A 20,518-nucleotide genomic window follows, 5' to 3' on the forward strand; every position below is an offset into this window, starting at 1 on the left:
TCAATCCGCCGTCCAGCCGCCATCAACGACGAGGCTGGTGCCGGTGACCAGCGCCGAGGCATCGGAGGCGAGGTAGACGACCGCGCCCATGAGGTCTTCGACGCGGCCCAGACGGCCGAGCTTGATCTTGGCCAGAACGCTCTCGAGAAAGGCATTGTCCTCGAAAAAGGGACGGGTCATGGGCGTTTCGATGAAGGTCGGCGCGATGGTGTTGGAGCGGATGCCGGCGCGCGCGAGGTCGAGGGCAAAGGCCTTGCTCATGCCTTCGAGCCCCCATTTGGAGGCGCAGTAGAGCGCCCGGTTCGGCCCGCCGACATGCCCCATCTGCGAGCCGATATGGATCATCGAGCCGGTGACCCCTTCCGCCACCATGGCGCGCGCGGCGGCCTGGGCCACGAAGAAGGCCGATTTGAGGTTGAGATCGAGCACGGCGTCATAATCGGCCTCGCTGACCTCCAGCATCGATTTGGGCCGGTTGGTGCCGGCATTGTTGACGAGCACATGATAGGCGCGCCGGGCGGCGAAAAAGGCCTGCACCGCAGCCAGATCCGCGACATCGAGGACGGCGGCTTCGGCCTGCTGCCCGCGCGCGGTGATTTCGGCGGCCACCGCCTCGATCTCGGCGCGGCTGCGCGCCACCAGCGTGACGGCAGCCCCCTGCCCGGCGAGTGCTGCCGCCAGCGCGGCACCGATGCCGCGCCCCGCACCCGTGACCAGCGCCCGCCGGCCATCGAGCCGAAAGCCGGGCGTCTCGGGCAGCATCAGCGCGCCTCGGCCTTTCCGGCATAGGGCACGTTGCGCCCGCCATAGCGGCGCACGCGGACATTGGCCTGTTCGCCGTGGCCGGCAAAGCCTTCGAGCGCGCACAGGCGGCTGCAATATTCGCCGATCAGCGTGCTGGCTTCGTCGGTGAGCACACGCTGATAGGTGCAGGTCTTGAGGAATTTGCCGACCCACAGGCCTCCCGTGTAGCGCGCCGCCTTGCGGGTGGGGAGCGTGTGGTTGGTGCCGATGACCTTGTCGCCGTAGCTGACGTTGGTGCGCGCGCCGAGGAAGAGCGCGCCGTAGTTGGTCATGTGCTCGAGGAAAAAATCGGGGTTTGCGGTCATCACCTGCACATGCTCGGAGGCAATCTCGTCGGCGATGCGCACCATCTCGGCGTCGTCTTCAGCGAGGATCACCTCGCCGTAGCTGCGCCAGGCGCGCCCGGCGACCTCGCCAGTGGGCAGGACCTTGAGCAGCCGTTCGACCTCGGCCATCGTCGCCTCGGCCAGCGCGCGGTTGGTGGTCAACAGCACGGCCGGGCTGTCGGGGCCATGTTCGGCCTGGCCGAGCAGGTCGGTGGCGCAAAGCTCGGCGTCCGCGCCCACCTCATCGGCAATGACCAGCGTCTCGGTCGGGCCGGCGAAGAGATCGATGCCGACGCGCCCGAAGAGCTGCCGCTTGGCCTCCGCCACAAAGGCATTGCCGGGACCGACGAGAATATCGACAGGCGCCATGCTCTGGGTGCCGATCGCCATGGCCGCCACCGCCTGAACACCGCCGAGGCACCAGATCTCGTGGGCGCCGGCCATGGCCTGGGCGGCGACGATCGCCGGGGCGGGTTTGCCAGCGAACGGCGGGGCGCAGGTGACCACGCGCGGCACGCCGGCGACCTTGGCGGTGATGACGCTCATATGGGCAGACGCGAGCAGCGGATATTTGCCGCCCGGCACATAGCAACCAGCGCTGTTCAGCGGAATGTTGCGGTGCCCAAGCACGACGCCGGGCAGCGTTTCGACCTCGACATCGCGCATGCTCTCGCGCTGGATGCGGGCGAAATTGCGCACCTGTGTCTGGGCGAATTCGATGTCCTTCAGGTCCTGGGCTGAAAGCTGGTCGATGCAGGCCTGGATCTCGTCCTGGCTCAGCCGGTAATTCTCCCGGTCCCAATTGTCGAACTTCACCGACAGCTCGCGCACCGCCGCGTCACCGCGCGCCTCGATATCGGCGAGGATTGCCTCCACCGTCTCGCGCACCTTGCGGTCGCCTTCGGCGCGTCCTGCTGCGGCCTCACCGCGCTTCAACCATTCTGCCATGCCGTGTCCCTCTCTCAGTCTGCCAGCCAGGGGCGCCGCGCCAGATAGGCGCGTTCGAAATCCGTGATGTCCTGCGCATGTGCGGCGTCGATCATGTCGATCTCGTCCCAGCCGTTGATCAGCGCCTGACGGTCGCCCTCATCCATCTCGAAGGCAAAGCCGTCGCCGGCCGCCGTGGTGATGCGCCGGGCGAGCAGGTCGACGGTCAGCGGACCGTGGCTCCTGGCCAGCGCCGCCACCTGCGCGCGGGGCAGGCGGATGGCCGCCAGCCCGCCGCGCGCGGCATTGTTGGCGAAGATCTCGCCAAAGCTGGGCGCGATGACCACCCGGATACCGAAATCGAAAAGCGACCAGACGGCATGTTCGCGGCTCGACCCGCAGCCGAACTGGGCACCGGCCAGCAGGATGGCAAGCGGCGCACCGTCGTCTGCGCGCAGCTGGCTCTGAAGCCCGCGGTCGGCGAACAGGCATTCGCCAAGCCCCGTCTTGTCCATGCGCAGCAGAAAGCGCGCGGGGAAGATGACATCGGTATCGACGGCATCTTCGAGCAGGACCCCGGCGGGCGAGGTGATGCGTGACAGGCCGGCACTCATGACAACGTCTCCATCGTGCGCACATCGGTCAGCCGGCCGGTCGCGGCAGCGGCGGCGGCCATCGCCGGGCTCATCAGATGGGTGCGCGCGCCCTGCCCCTGGCGGCCTTCGAAATTGCGGTTGGAGGTGGCGGCGCAGCGCTGGCCCGGCGCCAGCCGGTCATCGTTGATCGCCACACACATGGAGCAGCCGGCCTCGCGCCATTCATAGCCGGCGTCAACAAAGATCCGGTCCAGTCCCTCGGCCTCGGCCTGCCGGCGCACGGCTGCCGAGCCCGGCACCACCATGGCGCGTACGCCTTCGGCCACGCGCCGCCCGCGCGCCACAGCGGCGGCGGCGCGCAGATCCTCGATGCGGCCATTGGTGCACGAGCCGATGAACACCTGATCGATGGCGATGGTGGCAAGCGGCTGGCCGGGCTTCAGCCCCATATAGGCGCAGACGCGCTCTAGCCGGGCGCTGTCATCTGCCGTCTCGGGCACATGGCCGGTGATGGGCGCGGCTTCGGATGGCGTCGTGCCCCATGACACGAAGGGGGCCAGCGCATCGCCGTCGAGGGTGACCGTGCGGTCGAACTTCGCATCGGGGTCGCTGGCCAGCGTGTGCCAATGCGCGAGCGCGGCGGCCAGCGCCTCGCCTTGCGGCACCATGGGCCGGCCGGCGAGATAATCAAAGGTGGTCTGGTCGGGCGCCACCAGCCCGATGCGGGCGCCGGCCTCGATGGTCATGTTGCACAGCGTCATGCGCGCTTCCATCGACATCGCCGCCACCACGGGGCCGCGATATTCGACGGCATGACCCGCCGCGCCGCCCGGCCCGAGTGCGGCGATCACCGCCAGCGCGACATCCTTGGCCGAAACCCAGGGTGACAGCGCGCCATTGATTTCGACCGCCATCGTTTTGGCGCGGCGCTGGATGAGGCATTGGGTGGCCATCACCGTGCCGCACTCGCTGGCGCCGATGCCGAAGGCGAGCGCACCAAAGGCGCCGTGCGTCGAGGTGTGGCTGTCGCCGCAGGCGATGGTCAGCCCCGGCTGGGTGAAGCCCAGCTCCGGCCCGATGACATGGACGATGCCCTGACGCGGGTCGCCCAGCCGGATCAGCGGCAGGCCGAACGCCTCGGCATTGTCGTAGAGCCGCGCGATCAGCGCCCGCGCCTCGCCGCCGCCGAGGCTGCGGCTTCGGGTCGAGACGGCATGGTCGGGCACGGCGACATGCGTTTGCGGCCGCCGCACCGTGCGACCGCGCGTGCGCAAGATCTCGAAGGATTGCGGCGTGCTCACCTCATGGGCGAGATGCCGGTCGATGTAGAGCAGCGTCGTGCCATCGGCGCGCTCCGCCACGACATGATCATCCCAGAGCTTTTGGTAGAGTGTTCGAGCCATCGCCACGGGCGATAACGCGCATGGCCAAGCCCGCAGCAACCGTGCCGGAGATTACCGTCAGCCGGACAGAGTTGCCGGCCGCCTCGAACGGACTGAGCGCAGCCGTTAGGCAGCATCCGACCCTGCAACTTGACCCGGAGCCGTCCCGTGAATCCAGCCTCGACCCTGCGGCAAGCGCTTGCCGAAAAACAATTCTTCGTGGCGCCGGGCATGCACGACATGATCACGGCGAAGCTGGCCGCCCGCATCGGCTTTCGGTTCGGCTATGGCAGCGGCTATTGGCTCGTGGCCTCGGCATTCGGCCTGCCCGACGCTGGCATCGCCACCTATTCGCAGATGGTCGAGCGCGTCGGCACGCTGGTCGAGGTGACCAGCCCGATGGCGATCATTGCCGATGCCGACACCGGCTATGGCGGGCTGCTCAATGTGCGCCAGACCATGCGCGGCTATGAGAAGGCCGGGGTGGCGGCCATCCAGCTGGAGGATCAGGAGTTTCCCAAGCGCTGCGGCCATACCAAGGGCAAGCGGCTGGTCTCGACCGAGGAGATGGTGGCGCGGATCACGGTGGCGTGCGAAAGCCGCTCCGGCCCCGATGGCCCGGTGATCATCGCGCGCTCGGATGCCAAACAGTCGGAAGGGACCGACGCCATGCTGCGCCGGCTCGAAGCCTATGCCAAGGCGGGCGCGGAAATGCTGTTTCCCGAGGCGCTGGCCGATGAGGAGGAGATGGCCTATGTCGCCGCCCGCCTGCCGGCACCGGCACTGGCCAACATGGCCGATGGCGGCTCGACCCGCATCCTGCCCGCCGCCCGCCTGGCCGAGATCGGCTATGGCGGCGCGATCTTTCCGGCAATGACCGCGCTGGCGTCGGCGGCGGCGTCCGAGCGGGCGCTGACCCGGCTGAAGGAAACCGGCACCAGCCTGCATGGCGATGTGCCGCTCTATTCCTTCGATGAGTTCTGCCAGCTGATCGGCTTTGACGATGTCTATGCCTTTGATGCGCGCTTTGCGCATGTTTATGGCAAGAACGCATGACGCAGATCGCCATCCCCAGCCCCGCGACCGATGTTCGCGTCACCTTGCCCAGCCCGGCCGTGCCGGCAGCCGCCAGCGGCGGCGCGGACGGTCAGACGCTGATTTATGCAGCGACAGAGACGCCCTTTGCCTTTGTGCCGCATACCGACCCAGGCGCCGCAGATGCGCTTGCCGCCCGCGCCCGCGACGCCTTTGAGACCGGCCCGTGGCGCGTGATGCCGGCAGCCGGCCGGGCCAGCGTGATGCGCCGCATCGGCGCGCTGATCCTCGAACACGCCGAGGAGCTGGCGCATCTGCAGACGCTCGAAACCTCGATCCCGCTGGCGCAAGCGCGCGGCATGCATGTGCCGCGCACGGCCGAGAATTTCGGCTTCTTTGCTGATATGCTCGCCTCGCTTTCGGGCGAAAGCTATGAGCAATCGGGGGCCTATCTCGCCATTGTGACCCGTGAGCCTGTCGGCACGGCGCTGCTCATCGCACCCTGGAACGCGCCGCTCATCTTGTCCTCGATGAAGCTGGCGGCCGCCCTTGCGCTGGGCAATTCGGTGATCGTCAAGCCGTCCGAATATGCGCCGCTTGCGGTGTTGCGCATGGTCGAGCTGATCCATCAGGCGGGCGTGCCCGAGGGTGTGGTGCAGGTCGCCTGCGGACCCGGAGCCGGCATCGGCCGGGCGCTGGTGCAGCACCCCGATATCGATGCCATCGGCTTCATTGGCGGCACCGCGACCGGGCGTCGGATCATGACCGATGCGGCCGCCAGCCTGAAGAAGGTCGGGCTTGAGCTTGGCGGCAAATCAGCCAACATCATCCACCGCTCGGCCGACATTGAGCGCGCCGTTGATGGCTCGCTGATGGCGATTTTCGCCGGCAATGGCGAGCAATGCCTGGCCGGCTCGCGCATCCTCGTCGATGCGCCCATCGCCGACCGCTTCATCGAGGCCTTCACCGCGCGCGCCGCCAAGTTGCGCATCGGCGACCCCTTTGACGCGCACACCGAGATCGGGCCGATGGCATTCAAGGCGCATTATGACCGGCTGCTCGCCTTTGCTGGGACCGCGCAAACTGACCCGGCCTACAAGGTGCTAACCGGCGCGCGCGCGGCACCCGGCTTTGAGGCCGGCTATTGTTTCGCGCCGACCGTGGTCGAGACGCACGACAATATGACCGAGCTGTGCCAGCAGGAGCTGTTTGGTCCGTTCGCGGTGATCCAGCGGGTTGATGACCTGGAGGATGCCATTGCGCGGGCCAACCAGTCCGAATTCGGGCTGGCGGCCTATATCTGGGCCGATGACCTGCCCACCGTGATGCGCGCGCGCCGCCAGCTGCGCGCCGGCACCATCTGGGTCAACACGCCGATGGCCCGCGATCTGCGCGCACCCTTTGGTGGCTACAAGCAGTCGGGCATCGGGCGCGACGGCTTGCCCGGCTCGATCGAGCTGTTCACCGAGGAGAAAAGTACGCTCATCCCCAACGCGCCGCTGACCCTGCCGAAGCTGGGGGTGGGCAGCTAGAAGGCGACCAGCCCGGTCTGGGCGCGGCCGAGGATGAGGGCATGCACGTCATGCGTGCCCTCATAGGTGTTCACCGCCTCGAGGTTCATGACGTGACGGATAACGTGATACTCATCCGAAATCCCGTTGCCGCCGTGCATGTCGCGCGCCTCGCGCGCAATCGCCAGCGCCTTGCCGCAATTGTTGCGCTTCAGAAGCGAGATGGCTTCGGGTGCGAGCCGGTGTTCATCCATCAGGCGACCGGCCTGCAGCGCGATGCTGAGGCCAAGCGTGATCTCGGTCTGCATGTCGGCAAGCTTCTTCTGGATGAGCTGGGTGGCGGCCAGCGGGCGGCCGAACTGTTCCCGGTCGAGCACATAGCGCCGCGCGGCATGCCAGCAGAACTCGGCTGCCCCCATCGCGCCCCAGCCGATGCCGTAGCGCGCATTGTTGAGGCAGCCGAACGGGCCCTTCAGGCCGTCGACACCGGGCAACAGCCGGTCAGCGGGCAGATGCACATCGGCGAGCACGATCTCGCCGGTGATGCCGGCGCGCAGCGCGAACTTGCCTTCGATCTTGGGGGTGGAAAAGCCGATGTCGCCGCGCTCGACCAGAAAGCCGCGGATCTTCTCGTCATCGCATTTGGCCCAGACCACGGCGACATCGGCGATGGGCGAGTTTGTGATCCACATCTTGGCGCCTGACAGCGTGTAGCCGCCGGGGACGGCGCGGGCGCGGGTCTTCATGCCGCCGGGGTCGGAGCCGGCATCGGGCTCGGTCAGGCCGAAGCAGCCGACCAGCTCGCCGCTGGCCAGCCCAGGCAGCCACTTCTCGCGCTGCGCCTCGGTGCCATAGGCATGGATGGGGTACATGACGAGGCTCGACTGGACGCTCATCGCCGAACGATAGGCGCTGTCCACCCGCTCGACCTCGCGGGCGATCAGGCCGTAGCTGACATAGTTCGCTCCCGCGCAGCCATAGCCCTTGATCGTCGCGCCGAGCAGCCCGGCGGCACCAAACTTCTTCATCAGATCAGGGTCGAACGCCTCGTGCCGATTGACGAGCTTCACCGCCGGCATCAGCTCCGCATCGCAGAAGCTGCGCGCGCTCTGCTGGATCATCCGCTCCTCGTCGGTGAGCTGGGCCGCGAGATGCAGCGGGTCTTCCCAGTCAAAGCGCGGCCAGCTTGAAGCGGCGGTGGCGGGAATGGCGGTCTGGACGTTCATCGCAAGGCTCCTTCAAGCCGGCAGCATATGCCCCCTCGCCGCTTTGTCACGATAGGCTTTTCGACAGCCCGGCGGGGCCTACTCCCACTCGATCGTGCCGGGGGGCTTTGACGTATAGTCATAGACCACCCGGTTGATGCCCTTCACCTCATTGACGATGCGCGTCGCCACCCGGCTCAGAAAGGCGCTTTCGAAGGGATAGACATCGGCGGTCATGCCATCGACCGACGTCACCGCGCGCAGGCCACAGACGCGCTCATAGGTGCGGCCATCGCCCATCACGCCGACCGTCCGGACCGGCAGAAGCACGGCAAAGGCCTGCCAGATCTCGTCATAAAGCCCCGCCTTCCTGATCTCGTCGAGATAGATGGCATCCGCCTGGCGCAGCGTGTCACACGCGTCCTTGGTCACTTCGCCGGGAATGCGGATGGCGAGACCCGGCCCCGGAAAGGGATGCCGGCCGACAAAGGCCTGGGGCAGGCCGAGCTCGACGCCGAGACGGCGGACCTCATCCTTGAACAGCTCGCGCAGCGGCTCGACCAGCGCCATGTTCATCCGCGCCGGCAGCCCGCCGACATTGTGGTGGCTCTTGATGGTGACCGAGGGGCCACCGGTGAAGGAGACGCTCTCGATGACATCGGGATAGAGCGTGCCCTGCGCGAGGAATTTCGCCCCGCCGATCTTTTTCGCCTCGGCCTCGAACACGTCGATGAAGGCGCCGCCTATGAACTTGCGCTTGGCTTCCGGGTCAGTGACCCCGGCCAGCCCGGCCAGAAACCGTTCCTCGGCCTCCACATGCACCAGCTTGATACCGTAATGTTCACGGAACAGGCCGACGACCTGCTCGGCCTCGCCGGCGCGCAACAGGCCATGGTCGACGAACACACATGTGAGCTGGTCACCAATGGCTTCATGGATGAGCACCGCCGCGACCGCTGAATCGACGCCGCCCGACAGGCCGCAGATCACCGTTTCGCCGCCCACCTGCGCCCGGATCTCCTCGATCTTGGCTGCCCGGAAGCCGGCCATGCTCCAGTTTGGCGCGATGCCGGCCACACGCGTGACGAAGTTGGTCAGCAGGGCCGCTCCATCGACCGTGTGCACCACTTCGGGATGGAACTGGACCCCGTAGCGCCGCCTGTCATCATCGGCGATGGCCGCAAAGGGCGCGCCGGCGCTGACCGCGACGGCACGGAAGCCCGGCGGGATCGCTTCGATCCGGTCGCCGTGGCTCATCCACACCTCATGGCGGCCGCCCTTGGCCCAGACGCCCTCGAAAAGCGCGCAATCATCGACGATCTCGACGGCTGCGCGGCCGAATTCGCGGTGACCCGACAGGCCGACCTTGCCGCCCGTCTGCTCGCACAGCACCTGCTCGCCGTAGCAGATGCCGAGCATCGGCACATTGGCCGCCAGCACGGCCTCGGGCACCCGCGGCGAACCCGCATCGGTCACCGAGGCGGGGCTTCCCGAGAGGATGACCGCCCGGGGCCGCAGCCGGGCGAAAGCCTCATCGCCCTTGGCGAAGGGGACGATCTCGCAATAGACGCCGGCCTCCCGCACCCGGCGCGCGATCAGCTGGGTGACCTGACTGCCAAAATCGAGGATGAGAACGGTGTCATCGGGGGTCTGCATGACAGGCTGCTAAAGCGCCCCCTCTTCCCTGTCCAGCGCGCGTGATGAGGTCCGCTCGGCGATGATGGACTTGGGCAGGCCAAACAGCCGCTCCGGCCGAAGACGGGCATCGGGAAACAGACTGCGCATCTGCGCCCAGTCGAGCAGCACAGTGGCTTCAAGATCGGCCATGGCGTGACCAACTTCACGATGCGGTCCGGCGAAACCCAGCTTGAAGCGGCAGAGCAGGCGCCACCGCCAGGAAAGGGGCATCCAGTGGAACAGCGGCATTTTCGGCCAATGCGGATCTATGGGAAACCAGTAATATGGTGTCTGTACATAATAGGCTGGCGCCAGCCTTCGGACCTCGCTGGCAAAGGCGCACTTGTCCGCGAAGCTGCCGACATGCTCGATTACCGAATTGCTGTGGACCAGATCAAAACTATGGTCTGCATAGGCAAGGCCACGCGCATCGCCCACTTCCGCCCGCAGCCTGCCGCGGCTGTCGGCTGTCCCGGCAAGTTCGCGCGCCTCATGGTTTACGATCAAGACGTCAGCATCCTGGGATTCCAGAAAATCCATACCGACCCTGTGCCAGTAATCAGCCCGTCCGCCGACATCGAGAATTTTGAAACGCCCGGATACCCGCTTTCGTTCTGCCATGATCAGCGCCCGCAATCGAATATCCCGAGCCGATCGGAAGTGCGCAGACAAGGTGCCAAAGATGCCCGGTGCCGTCATTGCGCGTCATCGACGTTCTGGACAAGCGACGTCATTTTCGCGCGCCACGCATCGGGAACACGCATGGGCCGCCGCTTGGGTCGATCTACATAAACATGGACGAAATGCCCTTCGGCCGCAGGCGCCTCATGACCGGCAGTGAACAGCCCCACTTCCCAGCGCACGCTCGAGTTGCCGAGCCGCGCAATTCGGATGCCTGCCTGGACCACCTCCGGAAAATTGACTGGTCGATGATAGCGGCATCCCGTTTCCACGACGAGGCCGATGATCGCACCCTGCTCGATATCCAGCAGACCATGCTCGACCAGCCAGGCGTTCACGGCCGTGTCGAACCAGCTATAGTAGATGACGTTGTTCACATGACCGTAGACGTCATTGTCGTGCCATCGTGTCGGGATATCGCGCCATGCGCGGTAAGAGCCGCGCATCAGTCGGCTCGCACCGCCAGCGCACGGTCTGCGGGCAGCGTCACAGTCCCCTCAATCTCCGCCCGCATCCGCGCCGCCAGCGCCACGGCGAGGCCCAGCAGAACAAAAGCGAATGGCATGTTAAATTCGCTCGACAGGACCGACTTGATGATGACGAAATTGAGGAGTCCGATCCCGATCGGGATCATCCATTCCAGCTCTTCATCCTGCCAGACCCGTCGCGAAATTCCCCAAGCCAACCAGATCGGAACGCTGAACATGGATACAAAAACCGGTAATGCCAGCACCCCGTAATCAAGCATCACCGATAGGAAATAGGTATCGATCGTCCCCTCTCCAGCGGGATTGGTATATCCGAGCACATAAGACGACTGGGCTGTGCCATGGCCGAAGGGATTACGCGCGAGCTCCTCAAAACCCATCGACCACTGGGTATCGCGCGCACCGTCCGAATTCGCATGCTGCCCCCCACCGAGAACCATGACCCGAAGCCGGTTCCAGGTGAAGAGCAGGACGCCAAGAACAACGACCGCTGCCGGATAGGCCACCAATGTCGACATTGCGACCAGCGATGTTTCGTTGCGCGCCCGCTGGGACAAGGCGGCCAGAAAGACAAAGACAACCGTTGCCACCAACAGCCCACCCATCGCCGACCTTGAGCCGGTCAGGAACATGACGATGACCAAGAGCATAAGGGCCGCAGTCATCGCCGACTTTCGCCAGATGCCCCGCGCCTTCCAAAGAAGGAAGAGCCCAACTGGAAAGATCATGGCAAGATATTCGGCATAATAGAGCGCCACGAGCGTGGTCCCCCGGACACGATACTCTTCAGTGAAAGCCCGCGCCGAGGATTGAAGAAGTTCGGCGACCAGTTCGGGGTCGCCCCAAAGCCAGTAGGGCAGATACTCGACCCAGATGACCTTCTGCGCGCGATACTCGAAAATCGACAGGATGGCGGTTGGCAATACCGCCACAAATGTCCAGGTCAGCGCCGTTCGCACAAACCCTGAACGCCGCGCCAGCATGGCTCCCAGAATGAACATCATGGTCCAGAAAATCTGATTGTTCAAATATTTGGTGAGCGATAGCGAAAAGCGAGAACTCAACAACACTGTGACCGTGGTCAGCAGCCAGAAGATCCAGAACATCCGCCCCACAAAGGGCTCGGCCATTGAACTTTCATGGGCCAGCCGGCGAACTTCCGCAGACGTTGCCAGATTGAACAGGAATGTGACGACAAGCATCGCGATGACAAAACGCAGCGGCCCGATCCAGGGCAAGCCCGGGAGATTCAGGGCCACATAGCCTGGCCACAGGATGTGCAGGACCATGCTCCATGCCAGCAGCTTTTCGAACAGCGGCCGATAGTAGCCGCCGATATCAGGCAGCAGCCACAGACACAGGGCAGCGATGAGAATGATCGGTGCCATTGCCGGCATCAACCACCGAAGTGGCAGGACCGCAGACATCACACCGTACACAGTGGCAGCCAATACAAGGCCTGTGAACAGCAGCACGCGCCAGCCGATCGCCATCGGCTTGCGCTCGCCATAGGGCCTCAAGACCGCCGTCTGTGTCACCAACATCCTTCCCGCATGCACGGCATCCAATACGGTCTCGCCGGCTTCAGTTCAAATGGAAGCCACAAGCTTCACACAGATTTACCGGCTCACCGCTTTGTGCAAGGACAGAGCAGTGATGCATGACCCCGATCCGAACCTGTCGACGAGCTTCGTGCGCGCCTTGCAGCAGCGCTGGTTGCTGGTCGCCGGCGCCACGCTGGCTGCATTGCTGGCGGCCGTGCTTTTCCTGCGCACCGCCGATTATGTTTACACCGCCGAACTGCGCGTCGCCGCTGCCCCCGGTTCGGCAGGCCGCGCCGGCGCGCTCGGCGGTCTGTCAGGCCTGGCGGCGCTGGCCGGGGTCGGTCTGGAAAATGAAGCAACGCCCTTTCGCCTTTACCTTGACGACCTGACCAGCCGCAGCGCCGCAGCCGCGCTGGCCCGCGATCCGGCGGTGATGCAGCGCGTGTTTGCTGATGAATGGCAGGGTGGCGGCTGGGCGCCCCGCGCCTCGCTGGCAGACCGGCTGACCGCCAGCCTGCTCAGCCATGATGGCGCTGCCATCGCGGCCGCTGCACCCCCCGACACGGCCCGACTGCAGGATTGGCTCCAGCGCAACCTGCGCATCGAGGAAGACCCGCGCAGCCCGGTCGTCGTGCTGCGCCTGTCCCACCCCGATGCGGGCTTCGCCAAGGCGCTGCTTGTGCGCATCCATGAAGATGCTGATGCCCGGGCCCGTCGCCGCGCGCTGACCCGCGCAGATGCCAATATCGCCCATCTCGATGCCCGCCTGCGCGCCGTAGTTGAACTCGGCCATCGCCAGGCGATGATCGCCACAAGGGCCGCCGAGGCGCAGCGGCTGATGCTGGCCCGCAACCCTGCGGCCTTTGCTGCCAGCCGCCTCGGCCCCGCCACCGCCTCCACCGGCCCGACCTCGCCGCGCGCCGGCCTTGTCCTCGTTCTGGCGCTGGTGCTTGGCGCGGGCATCGGCATCGGCACCGCGCTGCTGTTCGGTCCGCCCGCATCCACACGATCATGACACCGGTCAGGATCTCGGTCGTCACCCTGTCGTTCAATCAGGCGCCCTTTCTCGAGGCCGCCCTCACCTCGCTGCATGATCAGGCTTATCCGGGGCTCGAACATATCGTCATCGACCCCGGCAGCAGCGACGGCAGCCGCGATATCCTTGCGCGCTGGCGCCCACGGCTTGCCCGGGTGATTCTCGAGCCCGACAGGGGCCCTGCCGATGGTCTCAACAAGGGCTTTGCCGCCGCCACCGGCGATGTCTTCGGCTACATCAACGCCGATGACATGGCGCTGCCCGGCAGCCTTGCGGCGATTGCCCGTCACTTCGGCGCCGCCGATGCGCCCGATATGATCCTCGGCCGGGGCCTGCTCATCGACCGCGAAGGCCGGGCTCGGCGCCGGCTGCGTTCGTCGCGCCTGAACCTGCGCGACGCGGCGTTCGGCGCCATGACCTTTGTCCAGCAGGGCCATTATTTCACGCGGCGCGCCTTCGAGCGCGCCGGGGGTTTCAACCCGGAGAACCGCACGAGCTGGGATTGGGAGCTGTTGATCGACATGGCACGCACTGGCGCGACAGCCAGAAATGTGCCCGAACAGCTCGGCGCCTTCCGCCTCTACGGCGACACCATCAGCGGCTCCGGGCGGATGGCGGCGCGCATGGCCGAGGACCTTGCCCGCATCCGCGCCAAGGCGCTTGGCCGCGGCCCCCGCCCCGGTGACAGGGCCGAGCAGCACCTGCGCCTGCTCGCGCGCCGCCTGCGTGATCCGGCCGCCACGCTCGAAGGCCTGGCCGCGCGGCTCCGGCCCAGCGCTGCTGCCAGCTGAGCCGCCATGGCGCTGATCATTCTGCCCGCCCTGTTCGTCGCCATGCTGCTGCTGGCTGTCCGGTCGCCGCAGACCGCGCTGCTCGCCGCCCTCTGCCTCGCCTCCTACACCGGCGTCGATGTCGATGTCGGCCTTCGCGTCACCGGCTATCAGCTGGTGATGGCGCCGCTGATCATCGTCATGGCGCTGCGGCTTGCGCACCCCGGCTTCAGCGCCCGGCCGCTGGCCACGGGCGCCTTGTTCCTCGCTTTCGCGCTCTATGCGGTTGCCAATTCGGCCTTCCAGATTGCCGGCCTGCCCGATGCCGCCATCGCCAACAGCGCGCTGCGCGGACCTCAGGCGCGCGCCGTCATCCAGATCATGCTGTTCGTTTTCGCGCTGGCGCCCATCATCCTCGTGCCGATGCTGTTCACCCGCGCCGAGGATGTGCAGCGGCTGGGCCGTGTCTGGCTATGGTCGGCCGCCGTGCTGGCGCTCATTGGCTGGGCGCAGCTTGTCATCTGGTATGGCACCGGCACCAATCCGCTGCCCATCGGTCGCATCAACCAGCTGCTCGGCGGCGCCGCCGACTATAGCCGCGAGGGCCGCTTCGATTTCGAAGGCTTTGGCATCTACCGCATGAACTCGCTGGCCAATGAGCCGCGCAACATGGGGCAGGTGATGGCGCTGGCCATGATCGTGTTGCAGGCGCAGATGCTGACGGTCCGCCATGTTCGCGGCGGGCGGCTCATCCTGCTGTGGCTGTTCTTCGCCGTGTCGCTGCTCGCCACCTACAGCACGGCGGGCCTTGCCGTCTGGATCATCGGCACAGCCACCTTGCTGCCCGCGCTGCTGCTGCTGCGCGTGCCGGTGCAGCGCAGCGCTGGCCAGATCATGGCGGCGCTGGCCGCGCTGGCAACGCCGGTGCTGCTGGGGCTGGCGCTGGCGCTGAGCGCCGGCATCCCGGTCTTCGACCTGATCGCCGAGCGCACCATCGCGCGGCTCGAAGGGACGGGCGGCGTCGAGGATTTCGACCTCGCCATCTCGGCCTGGCTCGCTGCCAACCCTGATCGTCTCTGGCTCGGCGGCGGGCTGGGCAATGCCCATCTCTTTGCCACGCCCTATCTCGATCCCGAATTTGCCGCCTATGCCGAGGGCCAGGTCTTCTCCGCCAAGACCATGGTGCTGCGGCTTGTCTCCGAACTGGGCCTTGTCGGCACCGCCCTGTTCGCCGGCTTTGCCCTGTCGCGGGTTTTTGCGGCGCGCGGGCCACGACACCTATGGCCCATGGTTCCGCCCGCCACGCCGCTGGCGCTGGCCATGCTCGCCGTGCTTGCCGCCACCAGCCAGATCAATACCGAGGCGACCTTCATGCTCGGCGCCATGGTGCTGCTCGCCGGGCTTCAGCCAGCCCGGACGCCGGTGCCGGCGCGCGCCCAGCCGGCATGAAGATCCTGCACAGCGTGAACAGCCTGGCGGCGGCCCATGGCGGGCCTTCACGCGCCATCGTTGCTCTGGCCGAAGCGCAGGCCAGGGCAGGCGCCAACGTGAGCCTCGCCGCACAGACCCCGGCGCCTGCGATCCTGCCCGATGGGGCGCTTGTCAACCTGAGCGCACTCACTGGCCCGGTGTTTGCGCGCGCGCGCGCGGTCAGCCGGCTGGTTCCCGGCCATGACATCATCCATGATCATGGCCTGTGGCTGCCCACCAACCTTGCCGCCGGAACCGCCGCTGCGCGCGCGAACATCCCGCTGGTCATCAGCCCGCACGGCGCCCTTGCGCCCTGGGCGCTGGCCTGGAGCAAGCGGCGCAAGCAGATGGCCCGGCTGCTGTTTCAGCAGCGCCTGCTCGATGGTGCCAGCGGCCTCATCGCCGCCGCCCCGCCCGAAGCCGGGCATATTCGCGCTGTCACCCGCCGGCCGCCCATCGCCATCATCCCCAATGGCGTCGATATTCCAGAGACGGTCCCCACGCGCGCGACGTCCGGCCCATTGACGTTGCTCTTCCTGTCGCGCCTGCACCCGGTCAAGAACCTCGCCGCCCTGATCGGCGCCTGGGGCCGGGTGCTGGCGACGCCGGACCTTGGCGACTGGCACTTGCGCATCATCGGCCCTGATGAAGACGGCCATGCCGCCACGCTCGCCCCGCTCATCGCAGCGCTTGGCCCCTCGCCGCGCCTCACGCTCGAAGGGCCGGCCGAGGGCCGCGCCAAGGCCGCCGCCTTTGCAGCCGCACATGCCTTCATCCTGCCGTCGCTCTCCGAGAATTTCGGCATTGCCGTGGCCGAGGCGCTGGCGCACGGCCTGCCGGCCATCACCACCACGGGCACACCTTGGGCCGAACTGCCGTTGGCCGGCGCCGGCTGGCACTGTGCGCCTGATGTCGACTCGCTGGCCGAGACGCTGGTCAGCGCGCTTGGCCAGCCGCCCGCCGAACTGGCCGCCATGGGCGCGCGCGGCCGGGCGCTGGTGGCGGCGCGTTACGGCTGGCCGCAAATCGCCGCGCAGACCCTGGCCTTTTATCATTGGCTGCGGCACGGCGGGTCACGGCCCGATTTCGTCGAGACATGAAAAACCCCGCGCCGGGCGGGGCGCGGGGTCTAGATGGTGGAGCCTAGCGGGATCGAACCGCTGACCTCTACAATGCCATTGTAGCGCTCTCCCAGCTGAGCTAAGGCCCCGAAACAGGTTCGGCGGATACCGGGAAGCGCCGCCTATGCCAAAGTGCTGCGTCTTGCAAGCCTTTCGGCCAAAAAAACATGGCCCGAAACGGCCGCCTCAGCTTTCCTCTTCGTCGTTGCTTTTCACGACGCCCAGATCGTCGTCATCATCGCCCAGATCGACATCGGGGGCGTCGGCGTCATCTTCATCATCGGCGATGTCCAGATCGTCATCGACCACGGCCGCCTTGCTATCAACCGCGCTGTCGCCATCGGGCTTGGCCTGTTCGAACGGCGTCGTCTGCTTCGACTTCAGGATGGGCTCCGGCACCCAGGCGTGGCCGCAATTGATGCAGGTAACCGGCTCGTCCTTGCCCAGATCATAGAACCGCGTGTTGCACTTCGGGCAGGCACGCTTGGTGCCCCATTCAGCCTTGACCAATGTCTGTCTCCGCACAGCATCCGGAAAGCGGATCGCCGCTCCGGGAAAGCGCGCGCATTGCCACAGCCGCCAAGCCCTGTCAAAGCGCTTGGCCCATGCAAAACCTGAGTGCGCCCGAACCCTTCCGCCTCGCTGCCACCGGCCCGCTTGCCGGCACCGTCTCCGTGCCCGGCGACAAGTCGATCAGCCACCGCGCGCTGATGCTCGGCGCGCTGGCGATCGGCACCACACGCATAACTGGCCTGCTTGAAGGCGAGGATGTGCTGGCCACCGCCGCAGCGCTCCGCGCCATGGGCGCCGATATCGAGCGCACGGGGGCGGGCGAATGGACCGTGCACGGCGTCGGGGTCGGCGGCCTGCTCCAGCCCGAGACAGCGCTCGACATGGGCAACAGCGGCACCAGCACCCGGCTGCTGATGGGGCTCGTCGCCAGCCATCCCATCACCGCCACCTTTGTGGGCGATGCCTCGCTCTCCAAGCGCCCGATGGGCCGCGTCATCGACCCGCTGTCGCTGATGGGCGCCAGCTTCATGGCCAGCCCAGGCGGCCGGCTGCCGCTCACCATGACCGGCCTGTGCCCGGCGGTGCCGCTCGAATATACGCTCCCCGTCGCCTCGGCGCAGGTCAAGTCAGCGCTGCTGCTGGCCGGCCTCAACACACCGGGCCAGACCGTCATCATCGAGCCCACTCCCACGCGCGACCACAGCGAGCGGATGCTGGCAGGCTTCGGCGCCACGCTCGACATTGAAGAGACGCCCGAGGGCCGGCGAATCACGCTGCACGGCGAGGCGGAACTGAAGCCGCAGACGATCATCGTGCCCGGCGACCCGTCATCGGCGGCCTTTCCGATGGTCGCCGCACTGATCGTGCCGGGCTCGGACGTGCGCATCACCAACATCGGCATCAATCCCACCCGCGCGGGCCTGATCGAGGTGCTGCAGGCCATGGGCGCTGACATCACCCTTGAAAACGCCCGCACCGTCGGCGGCGAGCCGGTGGCCGATCTGCATGTTCGCCACAGCCCGCTGACCGGTATCGACGTGCCGCCGGCCATCGCGCCGAGCATGATCGACGAATTCCCCATCCTGTTCGTCGCCGCTGCCTGCGCACAGGGCACCACCCGCACCACTGGACTTGAAGAGCTTCGCGTCAAGGAATCAGACCGCCTCGCCACCATGGCCAAAGGCCTCGCCGCTATCGGGGTCAAGGTCGAGGAACAGGAAGACGGCCTCACCATCCAGGGCACTGGCGGCGATCCGCTGCCGGGCCTTGGCAACAGCGGCACCCAGATCGCCACCAAGCTGGACCACCGCATCGCCATGAGCTTTGCGGTGGCCGGCCTGGCGGCCCGCTCGCCGATCCTGATCGATGACCGGCGGCCCGTTGCCACCAGCTTCCCCAATTTCCTCGCCCTGATGACAGGCCTGAGCGCAGAAATCAGCTAGCCAAACCGCGCCATCATCGCCTTGGCCATGCGTGCGCTGGCATCACCGGCGCCGTAGGGCATCGCCGGCTCCGCCATGGCGGCCGCGCCGCCGGCCAGCACTTCGCGCGCAGCAGCGACAATGGCAAAGGCATCGGTGCCCACCATACGGGCATTGCCGCTGGCCAGCCCCTCAGGACGCTCGGTCGCGCCGCGCATCACCAGAACCGGCAGGCCCAGCGCCGGCCCTTCCTCCTGAACCCCGCCCGAATCGGTGAGCGCAAGGGTGGCGCGCCCCATCGCCCACACAAAATCCGGATAATCGAGCGGTGCCGTCAGATGCACACCCGCCAGCCCGGCCAGCCCGCTGCGCAGCGGCCCGGCCACAGCGGGATGCGGATGCACCGGGAGCAGGATCTCGGCGACTGCGCTGAGTTCGGTCAACGCCGCCATCACGCCGGCCAGCCCGGCTCCATGATTTTCGCGCCGATGCACCGTCACCAGCACCACCGGTCGCCGCCAGTCGACCGCCGAAAGCGCCGCCGGCACCGGCTGGCCGCGCACCTTCGCGGCCATCCAGAGCAGCGCATCGATGCCGCTGTTGCCGGTCATGACGATGGCCTCAGCCGCCACGCCTTCGCGCGCGAGCGCCGACACGGCCGCCGATGTGGGCGCGAAATGCAGCTGGGCAATCTGCGCGATCAGGGTGCGGTGCATCTCCTCCGGGTGCGGCTCGGCAAGGCCGGTCCGCAGCCCGGCCTCGACATGCACCACAGGCAGCCGCGCATAGGCCGCCGCCAGCGCGCCTGCGAGCGCGCTGGTCGTGTCGCCCTGCACCAGAACCGCGCGGGCGCCCGCAAGCGCCGGCCCAAGCCTCGGCACCAATTGGCCAAGCATGGCCGCAGGCGCTGCCGCCTCCACCTCCATCCGGAGATCGGCGGAGAGGTCGAAACAGGCCAGAGTTTCATCGAACAGCCGTGGCTGCTGGCCCGTCGCCACGATCCGCACCTCCGCGCCCGATGCGCGCAGCGCCCGCACCACCGGCGCCAGCTTCACCGCCTCCGGCCGCGTGCCCCCCACAACCACAAACACGCTCACCTCCCGCTTGCGCCAGACGCTAGGGCAGGCAAAAACCCATCACAAGCACCTTGTGCCCGCCCTTTTCAGACCCTCGCCCCCGCGCTATCGCGGCACGGGTGAATATGCCCCCGCCTCTCGTGATCGCCGTCGATGGCCCCGCTGCCTCGGGCAAGGGCACCATCGCCCGGGCGCTGGCCCGTCATTACGGCCTGCCCTGCCTCGATACCGGCAAGCTCTACCGGGCCACAGGCCTTGCGCTGCACCGTGCCGGGCTGGCGCCGGAGGATGAAGCCGCCGCCGCCAGCGCTGCAGCCGAGCTCGACCCCGCACGTCTTGATGACCCGGCATTGATGTCGGCCGATATCGCAAGGTACGCCAGCATCGTCTCGGCGCATCCGGCGGTGCGGTCAGCGCTGCTCGCGCGCCAGCGGGCGTTTGCCGCCCAGCCTGGCGGGGCCGTGCTCGATGGCCGCGATATCGGCACGGTCATCTGCCCCGATGCGCCGGCCAAGCTGTTCGTGACCGCACGCGCGCCTGTTCGCGCCGCCCGCCGCCATGCCGAGCTCGCCGGCAGCGGCGACGATCGCAGCCTTGCCGATGTGCTCGCCGACATCGAGGCCCGGGATGCGCGCGACAGCAGCCGCAGCGCAGCCCCCTTGAGGCGGGCCGAAGACGCCGCCTTGCTCGATACCAGCGATCTGAGTATAGCGGCGGCGGTCGGCCAAGCGATTCGCCTCGTTGAGGATGCGCTTGCCCGCCGTGGCCCGCACAGCGCCTGAAGCACCCGCCACCTGGCAGGGTGCCGATTTTTCTTTGCAGGTCATATCAGGGAGCGGGTGGCATGGGGCCTCCGCGACGACAGGGAAGTGCCGGGCGCGGTGTCCGGCACGAAGCTTCGCGGGAAACCGCGCCGGCTTCAACGGAACAAGGTT

The 20,518-nt window shown here is 67.1% G+C and carries 19 protein-coding genes and 1 tRNA gene; 8 read left to right on the top strand and 12 right to left on the bottom strand.

Annotation, left to right across the window (positions count from 1 at the left end; all coding sequences use genetic code 11):
* From ACMVO5_RS07205 to leuC, 4 genes are read right to left on the bottom strand one after another with little or no spacing between them, the layout of a single operon-like run.
* Nucleotides 1–765, bottom strand: a complete 765-nt coding sequence (locus ACMVO5_RS07205) for an SDR family NAD(P)-dependent oxidoreductase (protein ID WP_416909328.1) — start codon at nucleotides 763–765, stop codon at nucleotides 1–3.
* Entirely contained in the window at nucleotides 762–2,078 is a 1,317-nt protein-coding gene (gene hisD, locus ACMVO5_RS07210) for a histidinol dehydrogenase (protein WP_416906848.1), read from the bottom strand. The genes ACMVO5_RS07205 and hisD overlap by 4 nt, the downstream gene beginning before the upstream one ends.
* A gap of 14 nt (nucleotides 2,079–2,092) precedes the next feature.
* Nucleotides 2,093–2,671 (bottom strand): 3-isopropylmalate dehydratase small subunit, encoded by a 579-nt coding sequence (gene leuD, locus ACMVO5_RS07215; RefSeq protein WP_416906849.1) that lies wholly within the window; start codon nucleotides 2,669–2,671, stop codon nucleotides 2,093–2,095.
* Nucleotides 2,668–4,056: a 3-isopropylmalate dehydratase large subunit gene (gene leuC / locus ACMVO5_RS07220; RefSeq protein ID WP_416906850.1), complete on the bottom strand. Its 1,389-nt coding sequence runs from the start codon at nucleotides 4,054–4,056 to the stop codon at nucleotides 2,668–2,670. Before leuC ends, leuD begins: the two co-directional genes overlap by 4 nt.
* Nucleotides 4,057–4,203: 147 nt before the next feature.
* Here leuC and ACMVO5_RS07225 point away from each other — a divergent pair, with 147 nt between their 5' ends.
* On the top strand, nucleotides 4,204–5,091 hold the full coding sequence (locus ACMVO5_RS07225; protein WP_416906851.1) for an isocitrate lyase/PEP mutase family protein: 888 nt from the start codon (nucleotides 4,204–4,206) through the stop codon (nucleotides 5,089–5,091).
* The gene (locus ACMVO5_RS07230) at nucleotides 5,088–6,602 is read left to right on the top strand and encodes an aldehyde dehydrogenase family protein (protein ID WP_416906852.1); all 1,515 of its coding nucleotides are present in this window, start codon (nucleotides 5,088–5,090) and stop codon (nucleotides 6,600–6,602) included. Before ACMVO5_RS07225 ends, ACMVO5_RS07230 begins: the two co-directional genes overlap by 4 nt.
* Here the strand turns inward: ACMVO5_RS07230 and ACMVO5_RS07235 are convergent.
* From ACMVO5_RS07235 to ACMVO5_RS07255, 5 genes are all read right to left on the bottom strand, one after another.
* Nucleotides 6,599–7,807, bottom strand: a complete 1,209-nt coding sequence (locus tag ACMVO5_RS07235) for an acyl-CoA dehydrogenase (RefSeq protein ID WP_416906853.1) — start codon at nucleotides 7,805–7,807, stop codon at nucleotides 6,599–6,601. The genes ACMVO5_RS07230 and ACMVO5_RS07235 overlap by 4 nt on opposite strands.
* Before the next feature lie 78 nt (nucleotides 7,808–7,885).
* Entirely contained in the window at nucleotides 7,886–9,442 is a 1,557-nt protein-coding gene (guaA, locus tag ACMVO5_RS07240; RefSeq protein WP_416906854.1) for a glutamine-hydrolyzing GMP synthase, read from the bottom strand.
* Nucleotides 9,443–9,451: 9 nt separating this feature from the next.
* Nucleotides 9,452–10,162: a class I SAM-dependent methyltransferase gene (locus ACMVO5_RS07245; RefSeq protein ID WP_416906855.1), complete on the bottom strand. Its 711-nt coding sequence runs from the start codon at nucleotides 10,160–10,162 to the stop codon at nucleotides 9,452–9,454.
* Nucleotides 10,159–10,590 (bottom strand): acyl-CoA thioesterase, encoded by a 432-nt coding sequence (locus ACMVO5_RS07250; RefSeq protein ID WP_416906856.1) that lies wholly within the window; start codon nucleotides 10,588–10,590, stop codon nucleotides 10,159–10,161. Before ACMVO5_RS07250 ends, ACMVO5_RS07245 begins: the two co-directional genes overlap by 4 nt.
* Nucleotides 10,590–12,170: an O-antigen ligase family protein gene (locus ACMVO5_RS07255; protein WP_416906857.1), complete on the bottom strand. Its 1,581-nt coding sequence runs from the start codon at nucleotides 12,168–12,170 to the stop codon at nucleotides 10,590–10,592. The genes ACMVO5_RS07250 and ACMVO5_RS07255 overlap by 1 nt, the downstream gene beginning before the upstream one ends.
* Nucleotides 12,171–12,285: 115 nt before the next feature.
* On the opposite strand from ACMVO5_RS07255, the gene ACMVO5_RS07260 reads away from it, so the two are divergent.
* Genes ACMVO5_RS07260 through ACMVO5_RS07275 form a run of 4 tightly spaced genes read left to right on the top strand, consistent with a single transcriptional unit; the run spans nucleotide 12,286 to nucleotide 16,552 of the window.
* The gene (locus ACMVO5_RS07260) at nucleotides 12,286–13,191 is read left to right on the top strand and encodes a hypothetical protein (protein ID WP_416906858.1); all 906 of its coding nucleotides are present in this window, start codon (nucleotides 12,286–12,288) and stop codon (nucleotides 13,189–13,191) included.
* On the top strand, nucleotides 13,188–14,003 hold the full coding sequence (locus tag ACMVO5_RS07265; protein WP_416906859.1) for a glycosyltransferase family 2 protein: 816 nt from the start codon (nucleotides 13,188–13,190) through the stop codon (nucleotides 14,001–14,003). The genes ACMVO5_RS07260 and ACMVO5_RS07265 overlap by 4 nt, the downstream gene beginning before the upstream one ends.
* A 6-nt stretch (nucleotides 14,004–14,009) precedes the next feature.
* Nucleotides 14,010–15,431 (top strand): hypothetical protein, encoded by a 1,422-nt coding sequence (locus ACMVO5_RS07270; protein ID WP_416906860.1) that lies wholly within the window; start codon nucleotides 14,010–14,012, stop codon nucleotides 15,429–15,431.
* Entirely contained in the window at nucleotides 15,428–16,552 is a 1,125-nt protein-coding gene (locus ACMVO5_RS07275; RefSeq protein WP_416906861.1) for a glycosyltransferase, read from the top strand. The genes ACMVO5_RS07270 and ACMVO5_RS07275 overlap by 4 nt, the downstream gene beginning before the upstream one ends.
* A gap of 34 nt (nucleotides 16,553–16,586) precedes the next feature.
* Here ACMVO5_RS07275 and ACMVO5_RS07280 read toward each other — a convergent pair.
* Together ACMVO5_RS07280 and ACMVO5_RS07285 are read right to left on the bottom strand one after the other, a co-directional pair.
* Nucleotides 16,587–16,662: transfer RNA gene (locus tag ACMVO5_RS07280), tRNA-Ala, on the bottom strand.
* Between the two features lie 97 nt (nucleotides 16,663–16,759).
* Entirely contained in the window at nucleotides 16,760–17,083 is a 324-nt protein-coding gene (locus tag ACMVO5_RS07285; protein WP_416909329.1) for an FYDLN acid domain-containing protein, read from the bottom strand.
* 95 nt (nucleotides 17,084–17,178) lie between these two features.
* Here ACMVO5_RS07285 and aroA point away from each other — a divergent pair, with 95 nt between their 5' ends.
* Nucleotides 17,179–18,528, top strand: coding sequence for a 3-phosphoshikimate 1-carboxyvinyltransferase (aroA, locus tag ACMVO5_RS07290; protein ID WP_416906862.1), 1,350 nt, complete (start codon nucleotides 17,179–17,181; stop codon nucleotides 18,526–18,528).
* On the opposite strand, the gene wecB is transcribed toward aroA, so the two are convergent.
* Nucleotides 18,525–19,604, bottom strand: a complete 1,080-nt coding sequence (wecB, locus tag ACMVO5_RS07295; RefSeq protein ID WP_416906863.1) for a non-hydrolyzing UDP-N-acetylglucosamine 2-epimerase — start codon at nucleotides 19,602–19,604, stop codon at nucleotides 18,525–18,527. The genes aroA and wecB overlap by 4 nt on opposite strands.
* Before the next feature lie 104 nt (nucleotides 19,605–19,708).
* On the opposite strand from wecB, the gene cmk reads away from it, so the two are divergent.
* Nucleotides 19,709–20,365 (top strand): (d)CMP kinase, encoded by a 657-nt coding sequence (gene cmk / locus ACMVO5_RS07300; protein WP_416906864.1) that lies wholly within the window; start codon nucleotides 19,709–19,711, stop codon nucleotides 20,363–20,365.
* The last annotated feature ends 153 nt before the right edge of the window (nucleotides 20,366–20,518 follow it).

It is taken from the genome of Polymorphobacter sp., from assembly GCF_048007885.1.
Lineage (GTDB): Bacteria > Pseudomonadota > Alphaproteobacteria > Sphingomonadales > Sphingomonadaceae > Sandarakinorhabdus.